This is a genomic window from Burkholderia sp. AU6039, from assembly GCF_002223365.1.
Taxonomy (GTDB): domain Bacteria; phylum Pseudomonadota; class Gammaproteobacteria; order Burkholderiales; family Burkholderiaceae; genus Burkholderia.
The window spans coordinates 685,641-701,779 of sequence record NZ_NKFK01000003.1 but is presented as its reverse complement, the minus strand read 5'-3'; the positions used below and the strand labels follow the sequence as shown (position 1 = coordinate 701,779).

Here is a 16,139-nt window from a genome sequence, read left to right as displayed (position 1 = left end):
GAATCAGGCCTCGTGCGCGCGCAGGAAGCGGAAGAACTCGACACCTTCGCGCAGGCGGCGCTTCATCATGTCCCAGCTCGTCAGCATCTCGCGGACGATCTCCCAGATCTTCGACGGGCGGAAGTAGAACTGGCGATAGAACTGCTCGAGATGGTGATAGATCTCGTCGCGCGACAGGTGCGCATAGCCGATCGCCGCGAGCTGCACGCCTTCCTTGCTCACCAGGTTGATGGTCTTGTTCTCTTCCATCCAGCCGTTTTCCACGGCCTGCTTGTAGAGCGTCGTGCCCGGATACGGTGCGGCGAGCGAGACCTGGATCGTGTGCGGATTGATTTCCTTCGCGTACTCGATCGTCTTCTTGATGGTCTCCTGCGTCTCGCCCGGCAGGCCGAGGATGAAGGTGCCGTGGATCTTGATGCCGAGCTTCTTGCAGTCCGCGCTGAAGCGGCGCGCGAAATCGGTGCGCACGCCCTTCTTGATGTTCACGAGGATCTGGTCGTCGCCGGATTCGAAGCCGACCAGCAGCAGGCGCAGGCCGTTTTCCTTCATGACCTTCAGCGTCTTGTACGGCACGTTCGCCTTCGCGTTGCACGACCACGTGATGCCGAGCTTGCCCAGGCCGATGGCGATGGCTTCCGCGCGCGGCAGGTCGTCGGTGAAGGTGTCGTCGTCGAACATCAGTTCCTTCACTTCCGGCATGTTGTCGCGGATCCACTTCGCTTCCGCGAGCACGTTCTCGACCGAGCGCGTGCGGTAGCGATGGCCGCTGACCGTCTGCGGCCACAGGCAGAAGGTGCAGCGCGACTTGCAGCCGCGGCCCGTGTAGATCGACACGTACGGATAGTTGAGGTAGCCGATGAAGTAGTTGTCGATCTTCAGGTCGCGCTTGTAGACGGGCGCGACGAACGGCAGTTCGTCCATGTTCTCGAGGATCGGACGCGCTTCGTTGTGCTCGATCGAGCCGTCCTTCGCGCGCCAGCTCAAGCCCTTGATCTCCGGGAACGGCTTGCCTTCGGCGATTTCCTTGCAGGTGTAGTCGAATTCCTCGCGGCACACGAAGTCGATTGCGTCGCTCGCCGTGAGCGAGTTGTGCGGATCGACCATCACCTTCGCGCCGACCATGCCGACCAGCATCGACGGCTTCATCTTCTTCAGGTCCTGCGCGAACATCGCGTCGGTCGGGAACGACGGCGTGCTCGTGTGGATGATCACGAGGTCGTAGTCGTTCGCGATCTTCAGCGTTTCCTCGACCGACAGGCCGTCGGCCGGTGCGTCGACGACGCGGCTGCCCGGCACGAGCGCGGCCGGCTGCGCGAGCCACGTCGGATACCAGAAGGAACGGATTTCGCGCTTCGCCTGGTAGCGCGAGCCGGCTCCGCCGTCGAAGCCGTCATACGAAGGGGCCTGCAAGAACAGCGTTTTCATGAATGCTCCGGTAGCCTGCATAGTTCGATTCGTCACAACGATTCAGTCAAAAAACCGCGGGCCGCCCTGCCGGCGCCCGCCTCTCTGTCATGTCGCGCCGCGCGGCCTCGCCGCGCAGCGCGTCTCGGCCCTCGGGCCGGGTTCGGTCGGAACGGCCCTAGCGGCCGTCCACTGCTTCCACCGCCGCAGTCGCGCGTTCGCCGCCGACGACCGTCATCCTCGCGCCGCGCCACACCACGTGCGTGCCGAACACGGCCGCGAGCCACTCGAGCGCGAGCAGCGTGTCGCGCACCGCGACGAGCGGCAGGTCGCGCCAGAACGCGCGCCAGCCGTCCTCGCCGCGGGCGTGCAGCACGAGCCGCCCGAACGCGCCCACCCCGGCCGCCCAGCCCGCCAGCGCGCCGGCGAAGGTGCCGTCGAGGCGCAGCGCGAGCGCCGCGCCGATCGCGAGCCACGGCACGGTAAACGTAATGAACAGGAACGCGAAGCCGGCCGGGTTCAGCGAACGGATCGTGCGCAGCCAGCGGGTCTCGCGGTGCCACAGCGGCCCGAACGACGGTTCGATCACGTCGGTCGCGACCTCGACCTCCGACAGCACGGTGCGTCGCCCGAGCCGGCGCGGCAGCTCGGCCAGCCAGAAATCGTCGGCCAGTTCGTCCTTCAGCGCGGGAAAGCCGCCGATCCGGTCTAGCGTGTCGCGCGTCAGCGCGAGCGTCGCGCCGAAGCCGAAGCGGCTCGAGCGGCCGAGGTGCGTGATCCGGACCGACGGGGCGAACCATGCGTCGACGAACTGCGCGCCGATCCGCGTCCAGAACCCGCCGACGCTGCGCGCATGATACAGGCACGTGACGACACCGACCGACACGTCGGCGAGCGGCGCCGTCACGCGCTCCAGATAGTCGGGCTTCACCGCGATGTCGCTGTCCGCGATCACGATGCGGCCGTACTTCGCGCGCTCGGCGAGGTTGATCAGGTTGCTGACCTTCAGGTTCTTGCCATGCACGCGCGCGTCGATCACGAGCGTGATGTCGCACTCGGGATAATCGGCGCGCAGCCGTTCGACCACGGCAATCGCCGGATCGGCCGCCGACGCGACGCCGAACAGCACTTCATACCGCGGATGGCGCTGCTCGCAGAACGTCGCGAGGTTTTCGTACAGGTGCGGCTCCGCGCCGCACAGCGGCTTGAGCACGCTGACCGGCTCAAAGCCGTCGCGCACGGCCGTGCGCGGCGTACGCGGCCGCGGCGCGAACGCGGCGACGAGCGCATAGCCGGCCGCGGCCAGCGTGAAGACGATCAGGAGCCAGTCGAGCATCGTTGCGGTTGCCGTCATGCGCGACGCCTCCCGGCGACCTGAACGCCATGGAGAACGCGTGAGCATGATTGAGCGTGATTCGGTATTCCGACAACGACGAACGCGGGCACGACCCGACTCCTTGTTCCAGCAGCGCCTGTATATGGGGGAGGCTCGACCCATCCTTCGGATACGGCCATGCCCGGCTTCGCGTGGTGCATCTCCGCGCGACGCCCGGACGGGATGCGGGAAGATTCGTATGGCTACCTTCGGCACAACATGGGTAGGCGCCGGATTTTAGCAGCCTGCGGCACCCCGCGCTCGGCGCTACGAGAAACGGACTGGTGCAATTCCGGCAAAGCTGCGCAGTCGGCGAACCATTTGGGTGCACCCGCGTTCACGTTAGCGTAAGCGGTTTGCAGGCGTATTGCAGTCTTGAAAATCCTACGTTTCGTGCAAATTTGTACGTCGATGCGGATTCACATCCAATCGCCGTAAAGATCGGTAATTAATCGGCGATTAGATCGATTTTTGCAACGACCGCCGAATTCGACCCTGCACCCCTGAACCGCGCATGGGTATCGGGCCGCCTCCAGCACGTTCCGGAACCCTTTGGCAAAATCCTTGGCATTTGTTGCGTCAGCGCATCACCGCGCGCGCCCCTTTCGAAGGCCATCCGATGACTCCGTTTTCCGTACTCGATCTCGCCCCCATTCCGGCCGGCGCCGACGCCTCCCAGGCATTCCGCAACACCGTCGATCTCGCGCAGCACGCGGAACGCTGGGGTTACCAGCGCTACTGGCTCGCCGAGCATCACAACATGCCCGGCATCGCGAGCGCGGCAACGGCCGTCGTGATCGGCCATGTCGCGGGCGCCACGCGGACGATCCGGGTCGGGTCGGGCGGCATCATGCTGCCGAACCATGCGCCGCTGGTGATCGCCGAGCAGTTCGGCACGCTCGCGTCCCTGTATCCGGGGCGCATCGACCTCGGCCTCGGCCGCGCGCCCGGCACCGACCAGACCACGTCGCGCGCGCTGCGCCGCGACCTGATCGGCAGCGCCGACTCGTTTCCGGATGATGTCGCCGAGCTGCAGCGCTACTTCGCGGAGCCGGTGCCCGGCCAGCGCGTGCGCGCGGTGCCCGGCGCAGGGCTCGACGTGCCCGTGTGGCTGCTCGGCTCGAGCCTGTTCAGCGCCCAACTCGCCGCGATGCTCGGGCTGCCGTTCGCGTTCGCGTCGCACTTCGCGCCGGATTACCTGATGCGCGCGCTCGAGATCTATCGTGCGCAGTACCGGCCGTCGGCCGCATGGCCGAAGCCGCATGCGATGGTCGGCGTCAACGTGTTCGTCGCCGATACCGACGACGAGGCGCGGCGCCTGTTCACGTCGCTGCAGCAGCAGTTCATCAACCTGCGGCGCGGCACGCCGGGCAAGCTGCCGCCGCCGGTCGACGTGCTCGAGGCGAACGAGCTCGAACTCGCGACCGTCGCGCATTCGCTGTCGTTCGCGGCCGTCGGCTCGCGCGACACGGTGCGCGACAAGCTGCGCGACCGCATCGCGCAGACGGGGGCCGACGAGCTGATCGTCACCGCACAGGTCTACGATCACGCGGCACGGCTGCGCTCGTTCGAATTGACCGCGCAGATCCGCGACGAGCTCGCGAGCGAAACGCGCTGACGGCGCGCCCGGGCCGCCAGCGGCCGGCCCCGCATCACTGCGGGTGCACGGCCTCCAGCCCGTCGAGCAGCGCCTTGTGGAACGCGTCCGGATCCTGGATCTGCGGCGCGTGGCCGAGCGCCGGGAACTCGACGAGCTGCGCGCCGGGGATCGCCGCCTGCGTGCGCTTCGCGAGTTCCGGGTAGCGGCCGAGCTTCGCATGCACGTCGGGCGGCGAGACGTCCTTGCCGATCGCGGTCGTGTCCTTGTCGCCGATCATCAACAGCGTCGGCACGCGGATCGCGCCGAGTTCATAGACCACCGGTTGCGTGAGGATCATGTCGTAGATCAGCGCGGAGTTCCATGCGACCGCGTCGCGACCGGCGCCACGGTACATCCCGGCCAGCATCTGCACCCAGCGCTCGTACGACGGCGACCACTTGCCCGCGTAGTACGTGCCCTGCTCGTAGCGGCGAATGCCGTCGGCCGTGGTCTTCAGCTCGCGCGCATACCAGTAGTCGACCGGCAGCGGCGGCACGCCGAGCGCCTTCCAGTCCTCGAGGCCGATCGGGTTCACGAGCACGAGCTGGTCGATCGCCTTCGGATACATCAGCGCGTAGCGCATCGCGAGCATCCCGCCCGTCGAGTGGCCGACGATCGTCGCCGACTTCACCCCCACCGATTCGAGCAGCGCATGCGTATTGCGTGCGAGCTGCTGGAAGCTGTACTGGTAGCGATCGGGCTTCGACGACTTGCAGAAACCGATCTGATCCGGCGCGATCACGCGATAGCCGGCGCGGCTCAGCACGCCGATCGTGTCCTCCCAGGTCGCCGCGCAGAAGTTCTTCCCGTGCAGCAGCACGACGGTGCGGCCGTTCGGGTGGGCCGGCTGCACGTCGAGGTAGGCCATCTCGAGGGTTTCGCGCTGCGACACGAACGTGTAGAGATGCACGGGCGCCGGATAGGCGAACCCTTCCAGGCGCGGGCCATACACGGGCCCGTCGTTGCCGGCGGGCGATGCGGCGGCGGCCATGGCAGGCACGGCGCACGCGACGGCGACACCCGCGCCGAGCACGGCGGCGCGCACGGCAAACAACATCTTGCGAATCGAAAGCATGGCGATCACGGTGATTGGAGACGCACGCGGGCGGCCGGGCCGTCTCGCGCCCCGCGATTCTACGCGGTCGCGCTGACGACGGCGCGCAACACTCCGGCGCCGCGCGACTTCCGCGTGCGCGACGAACTCGGGTATCGTGTGACGTGACCCTGAAACGCGTGCAGGCGCTTCCCATGAAAAACGTCCTCAGCATTCAGTCGCACGTCATCTACGGCCATGCCGGCAACAGCGCGGCCGTGTTCCCGATGCAGCGCCTCGGCGTCAACGTCTGGCCGCTCAATACCGTCCAGTTGTCGAATCACATGCAGTACGGTCACTGGGCCGGCAGCGCGATCGATGCCGCGAAGATGGAGCAGCTCGTCGACGGCATCGCCGCGATCGGCGCACTCAAGCGCTGCGACGCCGTGCTGTCCGGCTTCCTCGGTTCGCCGCCGCAGGCGCGTGCGGCTATCGAGATCGTCCGCTCGGTGAAGGCGATGAATCCGAACGCGTGGTACTTCTGCGATCCGGCGATGGGCCAGACGGGCGGCATCCGGCCCGAGCCCGGCGTCGAGGAATTCATGGTCCAGGAGGTGCCGGCGCTCGCGGACGGCATGTCGCCGAACCACACCGAACTGCAGAAGCTCGCCGGGCGGCGTATCGAAACCGTCGCCGAAGCCGTCGAAGCCTGCCGCTCGCTGATCCGTCGCGGCCCGCAGATCATCCTCGTCAAGCACCTGCACGACCGCAACAGCCCCGCCGATCGTTTCAACATGCTCGCGGTCACCGAAACCGAAGCGTGGATCGGCCAGCGCCCGCTGTACGCGTTTCCGCGCCATCCGGTCGGCGTCGGCGACCTGACCAGCGCGATCTTCGTCGCCTGCCGGCTGCGCGGCGACTCCGTGCGTGCGGCATTCGAGCACACGCTCGCGGCCGTGCACGCGGTCGTGAAGGCCACCTACGATGCGCGCCGCTACGAGCTCGAACTCGTCGCCGCGCAGGACGAAATCGCGCGGCCGAGCGAATGGTTCGGCGCGTGGGTCACGGACGCCTGACTCGCCGGCATCGCCCTGCGCTTCACCGGCGCGCATCTCGCGCCGCATCGCTTTCCCGCCTCATCCCTGCCGCACCGCGACCGCTGGCGACATTCGCCCGACGCCGCTTCGATATCGCTTCGATGCGGATGCAAACGTTTCCGGACTTCACATGAATGACACCGATTTCTCGCTATGCTCGCGGCGGCACCACCCGGCGCAGCCGCATCCTGCGACCCGGGCGCGCCCTTCCAGCAGGTCCTGCCAATCGGCCCCCCCCTTTACCGCACGATAACGACCATGACCCGATCGAACCGTCGTGACTTCCTGCGCGTCGCTGCCGGCACCGCCGGCGCCGCCGCGCTGAACCTGTTCCCCCCCGTGATTCGCGATGCGCTTGCGATTCCCGCGAACCGCCGCACCGGCACCATCCGCGATATCGAACACATCGTGATCCTGATGCAGGAGAACCGCTCGTTCGACCACTACTTCGGCACGATGCGCGGTGTCCGCGGCTTTGGTGACCCGCGTCCGCTGCGCCTCGCGAACGGCAAGTCGGTGTTCCACCAGCCGGTCGGCCCGGCCGAGCTGCTGCCGTTCCACCCGGGCGCGGACAAGCTCGGCCTGCAGTTCCTGCAGGACCTGCCGCACGGCTGGCAGGACATGCACGCCGCCTGGAACAAGGGCCGCTACGACCAGTGGGTGCCGAACAAGGGCACCACGACGATGGCGTACCTGAAGCGCGACGACATCCCGTTCCACTACCAGCTCGCCGACGCGTTCACGATCTGCGACGCGTACCACTGCGCGATCCCGAGCTCGACCGACCCGAACCGCTACTACATGTGGACGGGCTACGTCGGCAACGACGGCACGGGCGGCGGCCCCGTGCTCGGCAACGAGGAAGCGGGCTACGGCTGGACGACCTATCCGGAAGTGCTCGAGAACGCCGGCGTGTCGTGGAAGATCTACCAGGACGTCGGCACCGGCCTGAACGCCGCCGGGTCGTGGGGCTGGACGCAGAACCCGTACATCGGCAACTACGGCGACAACTCGCTGCTCTACTTCAACCAGTACCGCAACGCGCTGCCCGGCACGCCGCTGTACGACAAGGCGCGCACCGGCACCAACATCAGCGCGGGCGGCACGCTGTTCGACATCCTGCAGCAGGACGTGAAGAACGGCACGCTGCCGCAGGTGTCGTGGATCTGCGCGCCGGAGGCGTATTCCGAGCACCCGAACTGGCCGGCGAACTACGGCGCGTGGTACATCGAGCAGGTACTGAAGGCGCTCGTGTCGAATCCGGAGGTATGGAGCAAGACCGCGCTCTTCATCACGTACGACGAAAACGACGGTTTCTTCGACCACGTGCAGCCGCCGTTCGCGCCGCAGTCGCGCGACAACGGGCTATCGACGGTCGCGACGACCAACGAGGTGTTCCCCGGCGACGCATCGCACATGGCCGGCCCGTACGGGCTCGGGCCGCGCGTGCCGATGCTCGTCGTGTCGCCGTGGACGAAGGGCGGCTGGGTCTGCTCGCAGACCTACGATCACACGTCGCTGCTGCAATTCATCGAGGCGCGTTTCGGCGCGCAATACCCGGTCAAGGCCGGCAACATCTCGCCGTGGCGCCGCACGGTGTGCGGCGACCTGACCGCCGCGTTCGATTTCGCAACGGCCGATGCCGGCTGGCCGACGCTGCCGGACACGAGCAGCTATGCGCCGCCCGACCGCCTGCGCCATCCCGACTACATCCCCGTGCCGCCGGTGCTGCAGAAGCTGCCGAAGCAGGAGGCCGGGCTGCGGCCGGCGCGCGCGCTGCCGTACGAGCTGTTCGTGCACGGCCGCGTCGAATCGGTGAACGGCCTGTTCCGGCTGACCTTCGCGAACACCGGCCGGGCAGGCGCCGCGTTCCAGGTGCAGTCGCGCAATCGCCTCGACGGCCCGTGGGCGTACACGGTCGAAGCCGGCAAGCGGATCGCCGACACGTGGAGCGCCGCGGCGTCGCTCGGCCTGTACGACCTCGACGTGTACGGCCCGAACGGCTTCTACTGCCATTTCCGCGGCCCGTTTGCGACCGGCGTCGGCAGCGCGAACGTGAACCCCGAGGTGATCTACGGCTACGACGTCGCGAACGGCAACATCACGCTGCGCCTGATGAACCGCGGCCACAAGGCCGTGCGGCTCAAGGTCACGAACGCGTACGGCCACGGCCGCGCGCGCACGTTCGACCTCGCGCCGGGCCAGCAGATCGATGACTACTGGGATCTGCGCGGCAGCCACGGCTGGTACGACCTGACCGTCAGCGACGGCCGCCTGCTCGGCTTCCTGCGCCGCTACGCGGGGCACGTCGAGACCGGCCGCCCGAGCACCAGTGATCCGCTGATCCGCACGCACGCATCGCACGACGATGCCGAAGCCGCATCGGACGCCCTGTCCGACTGACGGCGTCGCATGCGCGGCGCGGCCCCGGCGGGCCGCGCCGCTTCCCTGCTCCCCTCCTCTCCGCCCGCTCCGTTCGCGACGGGAAACTCCCGATACCGGCTGCCGCCGCACGCGCGGAAGCTATGCGCAAATCCGCACCGAATGCGCGGCGAATTGCCAAGACCCTGGCATATCGGCGACCTATATATCGAGGCGATCGGGGCGCTTCTTCGCAGCGCCTGACGGGAGATTCTTCCGAGGATAACGATGCCGACCTCCCCGCCCGATTCCGAGAAGCGGTCGAACCGCCCGCCCGTCGCACGCGTCCGGCCCGCCCGGGCGCATGCGGTACTCACTCGCAGGTGTCGAACAAGAGGAACAACATGAAATTCCGTCATTCCCTGCTGTCGGTGTCGATTGCATCCGCGCTTGCCCTCCTCTCGCAACAGGGCGCCCAGGCCGCCGATACGACCGACGTGAAGGTCGGCTTCGCCGCGCCGCTCACGGGCGTGAACGCCGGTTACGGCAAGGACCTGCAGAACGGCGTGCAGCTCGCGCTCGACGATGCCGCCGCGCAGAAAGTGCAGATCGCCGGCAAGCCTGTCCACTTCAACCTCGTCGTGCAGGACGACCAGGCCGACCCGCGCATCGGCGTGCAGGCCGCGCAGGCGCTCGTCGACCAGAACGTGTCGGTCGTGGTCGGCCACTTCAACTCGGGGACGACGATTCCGGCATCGGTCGTCTACGACAAGGCCGGCATCCCGGTGATCGATCCGGCCGCGACCAACCCGACGCTCACCGCGCGCGGGCTCGCGAACATGTTCATGGTGATCGCGACCGACGGCCAGAACGCCGGCAACGCGGGCAAGTACGCGGTCGACGTGACGAAGGCGAAGCGCATCGCGATCATCGACGACCGCACCGCGTTCGGCCAGGGCGAGGCCGACGAGTTCGAGAAGGCCGTGAAGGCCGCGGGCGGCAACCTCATCGGCCGCGAATTCACCAGCAACCAGGCGGTCGACTTCCGCGCGCAGATCACGAGCCTGAAGGCGAAGAACCCCGACCTGATCTTCTTCGGCGGCCTCGATTCGCTCGCCGCGAACTTCATCAAGCAGATGCGCCAACTTGGGCTGAATGCGCAGTTCGTCGGTGGCGGCGGCGTGAAGGACAACGAGTTCATCAAGATCGCAGGCCCGGCCGCCGAAGGCGCGATGGCGTGGGAATACGGCCGGCCGCTCGACGAGCTGCCGCAAGGGAAGGATTTCGAGGCGCGTTTCAAGAAGCGCTTCGGCGTCGACGTGCTGTCGTACGCGCAGTTCGGCTACGACGCGGCGTGGGCGGCGATCAAGGCGATGCAGGCGGCCGGCTCGACCGACCCGAAGGTCTATCGCCCGGCGCTGAAGAAGATCGACTTCGAAGGCGTGACCGGCCGTATCTCGTTCGCGAACGACGGCTCGCTGAAGAGCGGGATGTCGACGCTGTACCAGGTGAAGAGCGGCGCGTGGAAGACGATCACGACGAAGGGAGGCTGATCGGCGGTGCCGGCGGCCGGCGGCGGCAACGCCGCCCGGCCCCGGTGATCGATGAAGGGAGATCGATCTTGTATGACGACTGATGTTGGGGCGATTCGACCGGGCCGGCGGCACCGTGGGCCGCGCCGCCCGGTGCGTCAGCCGGCCTCGGCCTCGGCCGCCTCGTGCGCGCGGCGCAGACGCTCGCGGCTGTTGGTGAGATGCGTGCGCATCGCCGCGCGTGCCGCTTCCGGGTCGTGGCGCGCGATCGCCTCGTAGATATCCTCGTGCTCGTGGTTCAGCCGGCCGACGTAGCGCTCCAGATCGTCGCCGGCAAAGCGGGCCGAATTCACGCGCGTGCGCGGAATGATCGACGTGCCGAGCTGCGTCATGATGTCGACGAAATAGCGGTTGCCGGTGGACTGCGCGATCTGCAGGTGGAACTGGAAGTCGAGCTGCGCCGTGTCGCGGCCGCCGCCCGCCCCCGATGCGATCGCGTCGAGCGCGCGCCGCAGCGCGGCCAGGTCGGTATCGTTCGCGCGTTGCGCGGCAAGGCTCGCGCATTCGCTTTCGAGGCTGATGCGCAGCTCCAGCACCGCGAGCACGTCGCGCAGCGTCGTGATCGTCGCCGGGTCGATGCCGAGCGTCTGGCGGCGCGACGGCTCCAGCACGAAGCTGCCGATGCCGTGGCGCGTCTCGATGAGGCCGCTCGCCTGCATCCGCGAGATCGCCTCGCGCACGACCGTCCGGCTCACCCCCTGCGCCGCCATGACTTCGGTTTCGGTCGGCAGCTTGTCGCCGGGACGCAGCGTGCCGTTTTCGATCTGCGCGGTCAGCGCGTCGACGACATCTTGTGCGAGGCTGCGTGCGCGACGGCGCGGCGCTGCGGGAAGCGTAGGCACGGACATGAGGCCGGTTCCTTTTTGAATGATCGTAATGTGAGCCGAGGGTTTACGCGGGGTTTGAGCGAAAGCCGATGATTCATTATACTGCGTCACAAGTCATCCGACGACTGATGATCGAAACACGGATCTCCTGTCGACTCAAGCGAGCACTCCTGCGCCGCCTGGTCCCATGTCTTACGATCAGCCAGCGTTCGCGTTCTGCGCTCCGCTGGTCAGGTTGTCGCTCCCACCCCGTTTCGGGTTGCGTCGACCTGCGGGGCTTGCGCGCCGCGCATGTCGGTTGTCGAATGATCGCACCTCCCGTCGCGCGCGGCAAAGCTTTTGCCGCACGGCATTGCCCACCCTTTCGCCATCGCCGCCCATGAACGCCGTCACTGCCTCGCCCTCCCACGACACGCCGCGTATCGTCGACCTGCAAGCGATTCCGGTCGCCGGCCACGACAGCATGCTGCTCAACCTGAGCGGCGCACACGGCCCGTTCTTCACCCGCAACCTCGTGATCCTGAAGGACAGCGCGGGCCGCACCGGCGTCGGCGAAGTCCCGGGCGGCGAAAGCATCCGCCGCACGCTCGACGATGCGCGCGCGCTCGTCGTCGGCCAACCGGTCGGCAATTACCACGCGGTGCTCAACGACGTGCGGCGCACCTTCGCCGACCGTGACGCGAGCGGCCGCGGGCTGCAGACCTTCGACCTGCGCACGACGATCCACGCGGTCACCGCGCTCGAAGCCGCGCTGCTCGACCTGCTCGGCCAGCATCTCGGCGTGCCGGTCGCCGCGCTGCTCGGCGAGGGCCAGCAGCGCGAGCGCGTCGAAATGCTCGGCTACCTGTTCTACATCGGCGACCGCACGAAGACCGCGCTCGCCTACCGCGACGGCAGCGGCGCGACCGACGACTGGACGCGCGTGCGCGACGAAGCCGCGCTGACGCCCGAGGCCGTCGTGCGGCTGGCCGAGGCCGCGCATGCGCGCTACGGCTTCAACGACTTCAAGCTGAAGGGCGGCGTATTCGAAGGCGCGCGCGAGATCGAGGCCGTGACCGCGCTCGCCGAGCGCTTCCCCGACGCGCGCGTGACGCTCGACCCGAACGGCGCGTGGTCGCTCGACGAGGCCGTGCGGCTGTGCCGCGACCAGCATCACGTGCTCGCGTACGCGGAAGATCCGTGCGGCGCGGAGAACGGCTACTCCGGCCGCGAGGTGATGGCCGAATTCCGCCGCGCGACGGGGCTGCCGACCGCCACCAACATGATTGCGACCGACTGGCGGCAAATGGGTCACGCGGTGCAGTTGCAGGCCGTCGACATCCCGCTCGCCGATCCGCACTTCTGGACGATGCAGGGTTCGGTGCGCGTCGCGCAGATGTGCCGCGACTGGGGCCTCACGTGGGGCTCGCATTCGAACAATCATTTCGACGTGTCGCTCGCGATGTTCACGCACGTCGCGGCCGCCGCGCCGGGCCAGGTCACCGCGATCGACACGCACTGGATCTGGCAGGACGGCGAGCGGCTGACGCGCGAACCGCTGAAGATCGAGAACGGGCTGGTGGAAGTGCCGAAACGGCCGGGGCTCGGCATCGATATCGACATGGATGCCGTCGCGGTCGCGCACGAGCTGTACAAGCAGCACGGGCTCGGTGCCCGCGACGACGCGGCGGCGATGCAGTATTTGATTCCGGGCTGGACCTTCAACAACAAGCGTCCCTGCCTCGTGCGCTGAGTGCGGGTGCGGCCAGGCGGCAGGGTCGCCGGGTCGAGCTTGGGCCGGGCCTAGCCGGCCAGGCCTAGTTAGCCGGCCGCACCTACCCGGCCAAGCCTAGCCGGCCGCACCTACCCGGCCAGCCCAATCCCCCGCGCCATCCCCGACGCGGCGAACACGATGACGATCACCAGCACCGCCTGCCAATGGCCGATCCGCACATAGGTGCGCGCACGGCCGAGATCAGGCATCTGCTGCTGCCGCGCGGCGACGCGCCACCGGATCAGCCCGAGCATCGGCACGACCTCGAGCAGCAGGATCACCACGAGCGCGGTCATCTTCAGGTGAAAGAGCGGTTCGTGCAGGTAGTATGCGGCGCCTTTCTCGAAACCGCCGAACGCGCGCATCAGGCCCGTCACGATCAGCACGAGCGCCGATAGCCCCCAAGCGGCATCCGCCTTGAATACGCCGGGCAAGTCGGCCGCCTGCGCCGACGCGATGAGCCGGCGCAACGCGCGGTTACGCCCCGCGATCGCGGCGAACGCTACGCCGAACGCACTCAGGTGAACGGCAGCCAGCAACCAGCGGACGATCATCACGCCTCCTTGTCGCCCGCTCGCCGTGCGCGGGGCTCGTCAGACGATCTGTTTGAGCGCGGCGTCGAGCGCGAGCACCGCGACGCGGTCGCCTTCGCTCGCGAGCGGCGCACGCATGACGATCTGCCGGTTATGGCCGACGGCCGCCGGCGAATCCCACAGCAGTTCGACCTTCGGCCGATTGAAGAAGCTGCCGCGGCGCGGCGGCACGACGGCCGGCTGCGCGTCCGCTGCACCGTCGCCTGCGGCAGGCGCCGCCCGGCCGGGCCAGCGCACCGACAGTTCGCGCGCGTCGTACTGGCCGACCTTGCGGCTTTCCATCCACACGATCGCTGTGCGCGTCAGCACGTCGAGCGAAATCGCATAACGGCCGACCGCGAAGCGGCGGGCGGCCACGTTGGTCCGCCACAGCGGCCGCGGGCGGCAGATCCAGACGATCGCCGCATAAAGCGCCGGTGCGGCGACGAGCCAGCCGTTGGTCGCCGTCACCGCCTGCAGCGCGAGGCGCCAGCCGTCCACCCAGACGAACATGCCGATCGACCAGACCGCGAACAGCAAACCGATCAGCGCGAAGACGCGCAGCGCCTGGCGCAGCCATTGCGGCAGCGGATGGAATGGCCGTTCGGCGCGCGCGACGGCGCCCGGCAGCGCGAGCAGCAGGAAGATCAGGAGAAGGTAGATGAACGCCCAGGGCGACGACACCATCGCCGACAGCGACGAGCGATAGCCCATCTGGGACATCGAGAACAGCCAGCGCGCGAGCAGCACGAGACCGATCGCACGCAACGCGAAGATCACACCGGCGCCGGGGGCCGGCGCTGCGCGCGTGGATTTCGTTCTCGCCAAGACTGCTCTCCTCTGGTTATTCGTGCGGGGCCGGATTTCACGGCACGGCCATTATAGGGACATTACCGTCTGGACAGACGGACGGATGCCCTGCCGGGCCGCTTCGGGGGCCGTTCGCGGCGTCGGGCGCGGCGAGAATACAACAGATCCGCGCCGTGGATGTGACAACGCCCCGCCGGGAACCCGGACGGGGCGTCGATGGCAAGCCGCGCGCCGCTGCGCGGCGGCGGCCCGCAATCAGCTTGCGTTGACTTCGCGCAGCACCGTGCGACGCTTCTGGCGCAGCAGTTCCTCGTAGCCCTTCACGTAGTTCTGCGCCATCACCTTCGACGAGAAGCGGGCTTCGAACGCGGCGCGGACCTTCTCGCGCGGCAGCGTATCGAGGCGCTTGAGCGCGGCAACGGCCGACAGCTCGTCTTCGACGACGAAGCCCGACACGCCGTTGTCGATCACTTCCGGCACCGAGCCGCGCTTGAACGCGATCACCGGCGTGCCGCAGGCCATCGCCTCGATCATCACCAGGCCGAAGGGCTCCGGCCAGTCGATCGGGAACAGCAGCGCATGCGCGTTGCCGAGGAATTCGGTCTTTTCGGACTCGCTGATTTCGCCGATGTACTCGACGTGCGGCAGCGCGAACAGCGGCTTGATCTTCTCTTCGTAGTACGCGCGGTCAGCCTTGTCGAGCTTCGCGGCGATCTTGATCGGCAGGCCGGCCTGCTCGGCGATGCGGATCGCCGTGTCGACGCGCTTCTCGGGCGAGATGCGGCCCAGGAACGCGAGGTAGCTCGGCTTGACGTTCGGGATCGGCGTCAGCAGGTTTTCCGGCAGGCCGTGGTAGACGGTCGACAGCCAGTTCGCCTGCGGCAGCGGGATGCGCTGGTTGTCGGAGATCGACACGACCGGCACGTCGCTGAATGCGTTGAAGATCGGCTGCAGTTCCGGCAGGTCGAGACGGCCGTGCATCGTCGTCAGATGCGGGACCGGCTGGCGCGAGAACAGCGAGAACGGGTAGTAGTCGATGTGGCAGTGCAGGACATCGAACTCTTCCGCGCGGCGGCGCACCTGCTCGAGCAGCAGCATGTGCGGGGCCATCACGTCGCGGATCGTCGGGTCGAGGCGCAGCGCCTGCGGCCAGCAGGCTTCGAGCTTCGCGGAGGTTTGCGAATCGCCGCTCGCGAAGAGCGTGACGTCATGCCCCATCTCGACAAGTGCTTCGGTGAGGTAGGACACCACTCGCTCGGTGCCGCCGTACAGTTTCGGGGGCACCGCTTCGTGCAACGGAGCGATTTGGGCGATTCGCATGCGTAACTCCTAAAAAATCGGCTAAAAACCAGGTATGGGTCGGCAACCTGCCGGCGGTCCGGGCTGGATGCAGGTCGTCCGAAGATCGGACGAATCAGCCTGCCGGGGGCGTCAAACCCGCGCTGCTCAAGGAGCGTCGGCGACGCGACAGGCATAGAACGTTTGAAACGAAGACCCGTTGACAGGGGTTCGTAAAAAACCTGGAATCGAACCCGGAGCCGATTATCTAGGGTTAATCCCGATACGGCGCACAACATTTCAAACACTTTACTTTGTTACAAAGGTGCAACACTTTGCAACCCGCGGACTTGGGTGTCCGTTCTAGAGTGGAAGGCCCTTTTGGCATTCCTTGACCC

At 67.5% G+C, this 16,139-nt stretch carries 12 protein-coding genes; 5 read left to right on the top strand and 7 right to left on the bottom strand.

Going from position 1 to position 16,139, the window contains the following annotated elements; all coding sequences use genetic code 11:
- Positions 1–3: 3 nt before the first annotated feature.
- A complete protein-coding gene (hpnJ, locus tag CFB39_RS05980; RefSeq protein ID WP_306426918.1) occupies positions 4–1,446 on the bottom strand; it encodes a hopanoid biosynthesis associated radical SAM protein HpnJ in 1,443 nt (480 codons plus the stop codon).
- A gap of 136 nt (positions 1,447–1,582) precedes the next feature.
- The gene (gene hpnI / locus CFB39_RS05975) at positions 1,583–2,758 is read right to left on the bottom strand and encodes a bacteriohopanetetrol glucosamine biosynthesis glycosyltransferase HpnI (RefSeq protein ID WP_089472429.1); all 1,176 of its coding nucleotides are present in this window, start codon (positions 2,756–2,758) and stop codon (positions 1,583–1,585) included.
- Between the two features lie 640 nt (positions 2,759–3,398).
- Between hpnI and CFB39_RS05970 the strand changes: the two genes are divergently transcribed.
- On the top strand, positions 3,399–4,397 hold the full coding sequence (locus tag CFB39_RS05970) for an LLM class flavin-dependent oxidoreductase (protein ID WP_089473230.1): 999 nt from the start codon (positions 3,399–3,401) through the stop codon (positions 4,395–4,397).
- Positions 4,398–4,431: 34 nt separating this feature from the next.
- Here CFB39_RS05970 and CFB39_RS05965 read toward each other — a convergent pair whose 3' ends face one another.
- Entirely contained in the window at positions 4,432–5,493 is a 1,062-nt protein-coding gene (locus tag CFB39_RS05965) for an alpha/beta fold hydrolase (protein WP_089472428.1), read from the bottom strand.
- A gap of 173 nt (positions 5,494–5,666) precedes the next feature.
- On the opposite strand from CFB39_RS05965, the gene pdxY reads away from it, so the two are divergent.
- The 3 genes from pdxY to CFB39_RS05950 all read left to right on the top strand — a co-directional run bounded on the left by pdxY (position 5,667) and on the right by CFB39_RS05950 (position 10,462).
- On the top strand, positions 5,667–6,527 hold the full coding sequence (gene pdxY, locus CFB39_RS05960) for a pyridoxal kinase PdxY (RefSeq protein WP_069249245.1): 861 nt from the start codon (positions 5,667–5,669) through the stop codon (positions 6,525–6,527).
- Between the two features lie 279 nt (positions 6,528–6,806).
- The gene (locus tag CFB39_RS05955) at positions 6,807–8,951 is read left to right on the top strand and encodes a phosphocholine-specific phospholipase C (RefSeq protein WP_089472427.1); all 2,145 of its coding nucleotides are present in this window, start codon (positions 6,807–6,809) and stop codon (positions 8,949–8,951) included.
- A gap of 362 nt (positions 8,952–9,313) precedes the next feature.
- Positions 9,314–10,462 (top strand): branched-chain amino acid ABC transporter substrate-binding protein, encoded by a 1,149-nt coding sequence (locus CFB39_RS05950; RefSeq protein WP_089472426.1) that lies wholly within the window; start codon positions 9,314–9,316, stop codon positions 10,460–10,462.
- 137 nt (positions 10,463–10,599) lie between these two features.
- Here CFB39_RS05950 and CFB39_RS05945 read toward each other — a convergent pair whose 3' ends face one another.
- A complete protein-coding gene (locus CFB39_RS05945) occupies positions 10,600–11,349 on the bottom strand; it encodes a FadR/GntR family transcriptional regulator (RefSeq protein ID WP_069247513.1) in 750 nt (249 codons plus the stop codon).
- A 358-nt stretch (positions 11,350–11,707) separates the two neighbouring features.
- On the opposite strand from CFB39_RS05945, the gene gudD reads away from it, so the two are divergent.
- Positions 11,708–13,060, top strand: coding sequence for a glucarate dehydratase (gudD, locus tag CFB39_RS05935; protein ID WP_089473229.1), 1,353 nt, complete (start codon positions 11,708–11,710; stop codon positions 13,058–13,060).
- A gap of 110 nt (positions 13,061–13,170) precedes the next feature.
- Here gudD and CFB39_RS05930 read toward each other — a convergent pair whose 3' ends face one another.
- The 3 genes from CFB39_RS05930 to CFB39_RS05920 form a co-directional block, all read right to left on the bottom strand.
- Positions 13,171–13,635: a DUF2214 family protein gene (locus CFB39_RS05930; protein ID WP_089472425.1), complete on the bottom strand. Its 465-nt coding sequence runs from the start codon at positions 13,633–13,635 to the stop codon at positions 13,171–13,173.
- A gap of 39 nt (positions 13,636–13,674) precedes the next feature.
- Entirely contained in the window at positions 13,675–14,481 is an 807-nt protein-coding gene (locus CFB39_RS05925) for a hypothetical protein (RefSeq protein WP_089472424.1), read from the bottom strand.
- A 237-nt stretch (positions 14,482–14,718) separates the two neighbouring features.
- Positions 14,719–15,783 (bottom strand): glycosyltransferase family 4 protein, encoded by a 1,065-nt coding sequence (locus tag CFB39_RS05920; RefSeq protein ID WP_006476459.1) that lies wholly within the window; start codon positions 15,781–15,783, stop codon positions 14,719–14,721.
- Positions 15,784–16,139 lie beyond the last annotated feature (356 nt).

What these genes read in the sequence shown, in the direction of transcription:
- CFB39_RS05945 (WP_069247513.1), bottom strand. Translation starts at nt 11,349, where the DNA reads ATGTCCGTGCCTACGCTTCCCGCAGCGCCGCGCCGTCGCGCACGCAGC.
- CFB39_RS05965 (WP_089472428.1), bottom strand. Translation starts at nt 5,493, where the DNA reads ATGCTTTCGATTCGCAAGATGTTGTTTGCCGTGCGCGCCGCCGTGCTC.
- hpnI (WP_089472429.1), bottom strand. Translation starts at nt 2,758, where the DNA reads ATGACGGCAACCGCAACGATGCTCGACTGGCTCCTGATCGTCTTCACG.
- CFB39_RS05970 (WP_089473230.1), top strand. Translation starts at nt 3,399, where the DNA reads ATGACTCCGTTTTCCGTACTCGATCTCGCCCCCATTCCGGCCGGCGCC.
- CFB39_RS05950 (WP_089472426.1), top strand. Translation starts at nt 9,314, where the DNA reads ATGAAATTCCGTCATTCCCTGCTGTCGGTGTCGATTGCATCCGCGCTT.
- CFB39_RS05930 (WP_089472425.1), bottom strand. Translation starts at nt 13,635, where the DNA reads ATGATCGTCCGCTGGTTGCTGGCTGCCGTTCACCTGAGTGCGTTCGGC.
- gudD (WP_089473229.1), top strand. Translation starts at nt 11,708, where the DNA reads ATGAACGCCGTCACTGCCTCGCCCTCCCACGACACGCCGCGTATCGTC.
- pdxY (WP_069249245.1), top strand. Translation starts at nt 5,667, where the DNA reads ATGAAAAACGTCCTCAGCATTCAGTCGCACGTCATCTACGGCCATGCC.
- CFB39_RS05955 (WP_089472427.1), top strand. Translation starts at nt 6,807, where the DNA reads ATGACCCGATCGAACCGTCGTGACTTCCTGCGCGTCGCTGCCGGCACC.
- CFB39_RS05920 (WP_006476459.1), bottom strand. Translation starts at nt 15,783, where the DNA reads ATGCGAATCGCCCAAATCGCTCCGTTGCACGAAGCGGTGCCCCCGAAA.
- hpnJ (WP_306426918.1), bottom strand. Translation starts at nt 1,446, where the DNA reads ATGCAGGCTACCGGAGCATTCATGAAAACGCTGTTCTTGCAGGCCCCT.